This is a genomic window from Mycobacterium sp. TH-M11 (assembly GCF_057473725.1).
This window is the reverse complement of sequence record NZ_JBYCLD010000480.1, coordinates 1-5,759: the sequence shown is the minus strand read 5'-3', so window position 1 is coordinate 5,759 and position 5,759 is coordinate 1. Positions and strand designations below refer to the sequence as shown.

At 68.7% G+C, this 5,759-nt stretch carries 3 protein-coding genes; 1 reads left to right on the top strand and 2 read right to left on the bottom strand.

Annotated elements, in window-relative coordinates; translation table 11 throughout:
- On the bottom strand, nt 1-869 hold an 869-nt coding region (locus tag AC2VOG_RS18460; protein WP_486941283.1), incomplete at its 3' end, for an arabinosyltransferase domain-containing protein.
- A gap of 68 nt (nt 870-937) precedes the next feature.
- On the bottom strand, nt 938-4,216 hold the full coding sequence (locus tag AC2VOG_RS18455) for an arabinosyltransferase domain-containing protein (RefSeq protein WP_486941282.1): 3,279 nt from the start codon (nt 4,214-4,216) through the stop codon (nt 938-940).
- 216 nt (nt 4,217-4,432) lie between these two features.
- On the opposite strand from AC2VOG_RS18455, the gene AC2VOG_RS18450 reads away from it, so the two are divergent.
- A partial coding sequence (locus AC2VOG_RS18450; RefSeq protein ID WP_486941281.1) for an MFS transporter occupies nt 4,433-5,759 on the top strand: 1,327 nt, incomplete at its 3' end.

The window sequence follows — 5,759 nt, the reverse complement described above, 5'->3', positions numbered from 1 at the left end:
TGGGTCATCAACGCCAGCAGGTTGTAATACCAGCCGAACGGGTCCTCCGGGCTGCCGAACCAGCGGAAATAGTTGGACATGTAGCCGGCCCGGTCGGCGACGCGGGCCATGCCCAGGATGTAGCCGTCGTCCGAGGAGTTCGCCCCGATCACCCACCACAGCACGAACCCGAAGATCACCGTCGCGTCGGTAAGGGTGAAGGTCCGCCAGTTCGCCGGTATCCACCGGCGCATCCGGTGGCCGTCCAACTGGTCCAGCTTCCACAACGCGATCAGCGCGACGATCGTTGCCAGCATCGCCCCGACCATCGCGACGAGCTTCAATGTGGTTGGCGTGGTGGAGAATCGGGTGTCGATGGTGGCCGACATCCTCAGCCCCGGGGGCGCGGGACCGGTCAGGTCGGTGAACACCCCGACGACCTGCGGGCGCAAGTTGGGGTCGGGGTAGCCGCTACGCAGCTCTTTGCCACCCGGGTCCTTGAGGCCGACAAAGGTGGCGTAGGTGCCGGCCAGCGTCGAGGTGACGTCGATGTGCTGACACCCCGCCGACTCCACCTGGTCGCGCGGCACCGACAGGATCACCACGTTGCGGTCGGTGACGTCCACCCGCTGTTTGTTGACGACGACGAACAACGCTTGCAGGTTGGCGTCCTTGCCTTTTCGCGGCGCGGTGCCCAACACGACGCCGCCCTCGGCGGGCAGGTCGCGCACGATCTGACACGGCACTTCTGCGTGGAAGTCCACCGGCGTCAGCGAAATCAGCGGAGCCGTCACGCTTTTCAGTTGGCCGTTCTGCGGCCAGTTCAGGTCGGCGGTGGTCTGCACGACGGGCAGTAGCGGGGTGGCCACCGACAGCAGGAAGCCGATCATCCCGGCGATGGTGGCGACCCAGCGCGTCGCCTTCACGTTGTCATGGAGCACGGTGTCTGTCGGCGCGCTCACGGGAGTGCTCGAATCGGTCCTTGCCGGCTCCAGCCGGATACGGTCGTGGCGCCCTGTTCGACGGCGGCCAGCGGCGCCACGTCATCGGGCAGCCAGCGGTGATACTGCTCCACCTGACCCCAGTCGCGGTACCAGTCGCCGTTGAGATACGTGGGCACCGTCGACGTCCACATCAGCGCCTGGGTGAACAGGAACGGCCCCCCAGACTTCGACGCCTGCCACAGGTTCGACGACGCCGAGGTCTGCTTGTGATCGGGCTGGATGCGGTACTCGGGCAGCTCGGCGATCCCCAGGTGCTCGGAAAACGGGCGCTGGCACGGGAAGTTAGCTGCAGTGGCGATATCCATCAGCACCGGCCGCTGCGAACCGATCAGGTGCTGCAGCGTCGTGGTCACCGGCACCCGCGGCGGCGTGAACGCGAACCACTGGTCCTCGCTGAGGTTGGGGTCGTAGGCGACGATGCGGGCGACGTTCGCCTCCGGCGGCGCCCAACTGGTCGGGAAGCGCAGATTGCGCCACGCCGGCTGCGGGCCGATGTCGATCGGGAACATCAACCCGAGCGGCTGCACGCTGCCGTCCGGTTTGGCTGCGCCCCACTGCAATCGGAGCGACTGGCCATAGGAGAAGTCGCCGTCCTCTTTGTAGGACCAGATCGCCCCCGCGGCGGCGACCACCACCAGCGGCCGGTCCGGTGTGCGCGGCGGCAGCTGGTACCACGCCGAGGTGGCGGTGGCGGCGCGGGTGTTTTCGCCGTAGCTGCCGATCACCGGCGTGCGCGCCGGATCGAGGCCGAACGGCAGCGCGGCCGCCGAGCCGTTGACGCCGACCGGGCCCTTCCCGCCGGCGGTACCGGCCGAGTCGGTGATCGAGGCGTTCGGCTTGTTGGGCGATGCGTCGGAGTTCACCACGCCGGGCTTGGTCACCACCGGGTCGGATTGCAGGTTGTCGCCGACACCCTGCGGCGTGAAACCGACCGGGTTGACCCCACCCAGCGGACCGTAGGGACCGAACTCCTGACCTGGCATCGGTTGCAGCACACCCTCGTTGGGGTCGGGCTCGGCCAGGATGTCGTCGGCCATCGCACAACTCGACGACGACAACCCCGACACGAGAGCGGAGAAGTTGGCCTTACCGGTGGTGTAGAGCGGGTAGCGCAGCACCGCGCCCTTGCCCAGCGAAGCCACTTCGCCGAACACCATGATCACCGCGACCACCAGCAGCGGCGTCGACGCCAGCACGCGGTTGCGCCGGGTGTCGGCGACCTCGGTGTGGCCGGCGTAGTCCATCCGGAAGTGCTGCCAGGCGGCCAGCAGACCCGTCGCGATCGACAGCGCCAAAAACATCGACGTGACCGGGTGGCTCGCGATCACCGGCTGGATGTCGAACCACGGGACGCCGTAGTTGTTGACGGAGAACCACCCGTTGATGCCCGAGGTGGCCCACGCCAGCATGAACAGCAGCGCGGTCACGTACAGGGTCAGGTTGCGGCGGTTGTGCAGCCCGATCCTGGCCATCGCGAACGCGGTGACGGCGCCCAGCGCTCCGGCCAGCCCGGCGAACGCGCCGAACTGAATGGCCCACTTGGTCGGCGTGAAGTGCAGCAGCAGCAAGCCGATCGCGGATGTACCGATCAACCGCCACGCCGGTCCGCTCGCCACCCCGGGCACCCGGCCGCGGCGCAGCAGGATGACCAGCACGCCGAACAGGCACATCAGCATGATCAGCGCCGCGAAGCGCCGCGTCATCGAGCCTTCGGCGTTGCTCTCCACGGTGAGGAAGTAGTAGCGCAGAAACTCCTGATACCAGGCGATCGTCGGGCCGACCTTGTACTTGATCCGCGCCGCCTCGGCCACGGTAGCCAGCGTCTGCGACCGGAACACCACCACGGCGATCAGCGACAGCGCGGCGGCAAGCACCGCGAGCGGCGCCAGCAGCCCGTCGGTGGGTTTGCGCCGCTCAATGATCCGTGCGATCGGCCGCGACGCCGCCAGCAGCGCGGCGACGGCGACCAAACCCTGCGGCGCCAGTGTCGCGGTCAGCGTCGCGACGATGATCGCCACCGCCGCGGGCACCAGCCGACGCGTCGCGATGGAGGTCTCGGCCAGCATCCAGGTGAGTACGACGCCCAAGGCGATCAAGGGCTCGGGCCGCAAGCCGTTGTTGAACGGCAGCCAGGCCGCCAGGAACACCGCTGCGGCTGTCCACACCGCCACCCGGTTGCCGGCCAGGCCGCCGCGGCCGGGCCCCAGCCGCCGCAGCATGTAGCGGCTGATGATCAGCCAGGTGGCGATGGCGGCCAGCGTGGCGGGTAGCCGCATCCACACGCCCGCGGTGCTCACCGAGGCGAGGTGGCCGAGCACCGACTGGTACCAGTCGAAGGGAGCTTCGCTGGTGCCGAAGTAGCGGTAGTAGTTGGCCACGTAGCCGGCCTGCCCGGAGACCCGGGCCATTGTGAGGTTGTAGCCGTCGTCCGAGGAGGTCGCACCGATCACATGCCAGAGCAGTAGCGTCCCGATCACCCCGGCGTCGGCCAGCCCGGTCGCGAAACCGACGTTGAACCAGGCCTTGAGGTTGCGCGGCGCCCGGCGTCCCGATTGCCGGTCCAGCACGGCCAGCGCGAGGATCGAGATCAGCACCGAGAGCGTGCCCAGCGCCATCACCACCGACTTCAGCGGTGTGGGCACGACGATGAAGCGGGTGTCGACGTCGACTCGCGCCGACAGGCCCGGCTGCGCGGGCACCTTCAGGTCGGTGAAGATCCCGCCGACCGCCGGCTTCTTTTCCGGCGCCAGCGTGCCGTTCGCGCCGGGGATTCCGACGAAATCCGCACCGGCACCGCCCGCGTTTGCCCAGATGTGCAGCGCGCTGCAGGCGCCGGCGGCCACGGCGGAGCGCGGCGCGGCCGCAGCCACCGAGTCGCGGAACGCGACCACGACGGAGTCCTTGCCGGCCCGCACGAACAGCCCGTTTTTGCCGGTCTCGAACCCGTTGACCGGCAGCGTCGAGACGACCAGGCCGCCGTCGGCGGGCAGCGTGGCGATCGCGGAGCACGGGATGGAGATGTCCAGCGCGCGCGGCGCCCCGGACACCAGCGGCGCGGTGATGTCGGTGACGTGGCCGGCTGCGAGGCCCTGCGGCCACAGAATCGTGGCCGTCGTCTGCGTCACCGGAAGTAGCGGAACCACCGTGCAGAGCAGCGCGCCGGCGATTCCCGCGACGACGGCGATCAGCCGGGCGAGCCGATGCGAGGATCGCTCAGTGTCGTCGTGGGGCACGAGGGACGATGGTAGGCGACGTGGCTAAGTGCGCCGATGATGCTCGCCGGAAAGATATCCGCGGTTGCGATCCACATCGTATTCCCAGCAAGTCAGGCCCCGACGTCGCAGGTCAGTGCCCTGCGACCGGCGTCTGCGCACACTGGACAAACGTGGCTACCCCTTTTTCGGCGGCTCGACTCCCCGTCTGAAACCTGGTTTAGTAGGTCAGCGGTGGTGAATCTAGCGGAGCACGAACAGTCCACCACCGGCCATTGGCGTGAGTTGTGGAGTTCTCCCTATTCGCGAACGACCGCTGTGGTCGCCGGGGGCGTGGTGTTGTATTCCACCAACGAGTTCCTGACGATCAGCATGCTGCCGAGCACGATCAGTGAGATCGGCGGCGAGCGTATGTACGTATGGGTGACCACGCTGTACCTCGTCGGGTCGGTGGTCGCCGCGGCGTCGGTGAACGCGCTGCTGCATCGCATCGGCGCATGTGTGTCGTACCTGGCTGGCTTCGCCGTCCTGGCGGTCGGCAGTCTGATTTGCGCCGCCGCCCCCACCATGCAGGTGTTGCTGGTCGGGCGCTTCTTCCAGGGATTCGCGGGCGGCCTGCTGTGCGGCCTGAGCTTTGCGGTGATCAATTCCGTGCTGCCTCGAAGACTGTGGAGCCGAGGTTCCGCTTTGGCCGCCTCGACGTGGGGCATCGGTGCCCTGGTCGGCCCCGCGCTGGGGGGATTGTTCGCGCAGTTGGGCGCCTGGCGCTGGGCGTTCGGTTTGCTGGCAATCCTGAGCGTGGGGATGGCCATCCTGGCGCCTGGCCTGGTGACGACAGACCGCTCCGAACAGCCACCTGACCGCGACCCCGCCCGGATTCCGGTTCCGTCGGTGGTCCTGTTGGGTGCGTCCGCGCTGGCGGTCAGCGTGGCCTCGGTGCCGCACAACACCTTGGCCACCGCGGGATTACTGGTGCTCGGCGCGGTACTGATCGGCGCTTTTTTGGTGGTCGACCGCCGGATGGACACCGCGGTACTGCCCGCCAGCGTCTACGGCTTCGGCCCGCTGAAGTGGGTGTATCTGACGCTGGGGCTGCTGGTCGCCGCCACCAAGGTCGACCTCTACGTGCCGCTGTTCGGCCAACGGCTGGCCCATCTCGGGCCGATCCTGGCCGGTCTGCTCGGCGCGGCCCTGTCGCTGGGATGGACGATCAGCGGGCTGACCAGCGGGTCACTCAACCGATCCCGGACCATTGTTTCGGTGGTTGTCGCCGCGCCCCTGGTGATGGCCGGCGGTCTGGCGCTGGCCGGACTGGCACACGTACAGGGCGCGACGGCGGGCATCGTCGTCGCGTGCGCGGGCGCCCTGCTGGCCGTCGGTGTCGGCGTCGGCGCCGCCTACCCGCACCTGTCGGCGTGGGCGATGAGCGATGTCGACGATCCCGCCGAGGGCCGCGCCGCCGCCACCGCGATCAACTCGGTGCAGCTGATTTTCGGCGCGTTCGGCGCCGGGTTGGCCGGCGTCGTGGTGAACGTCGTCGGCGGCGGCGGAGCCTCGGCCGCCC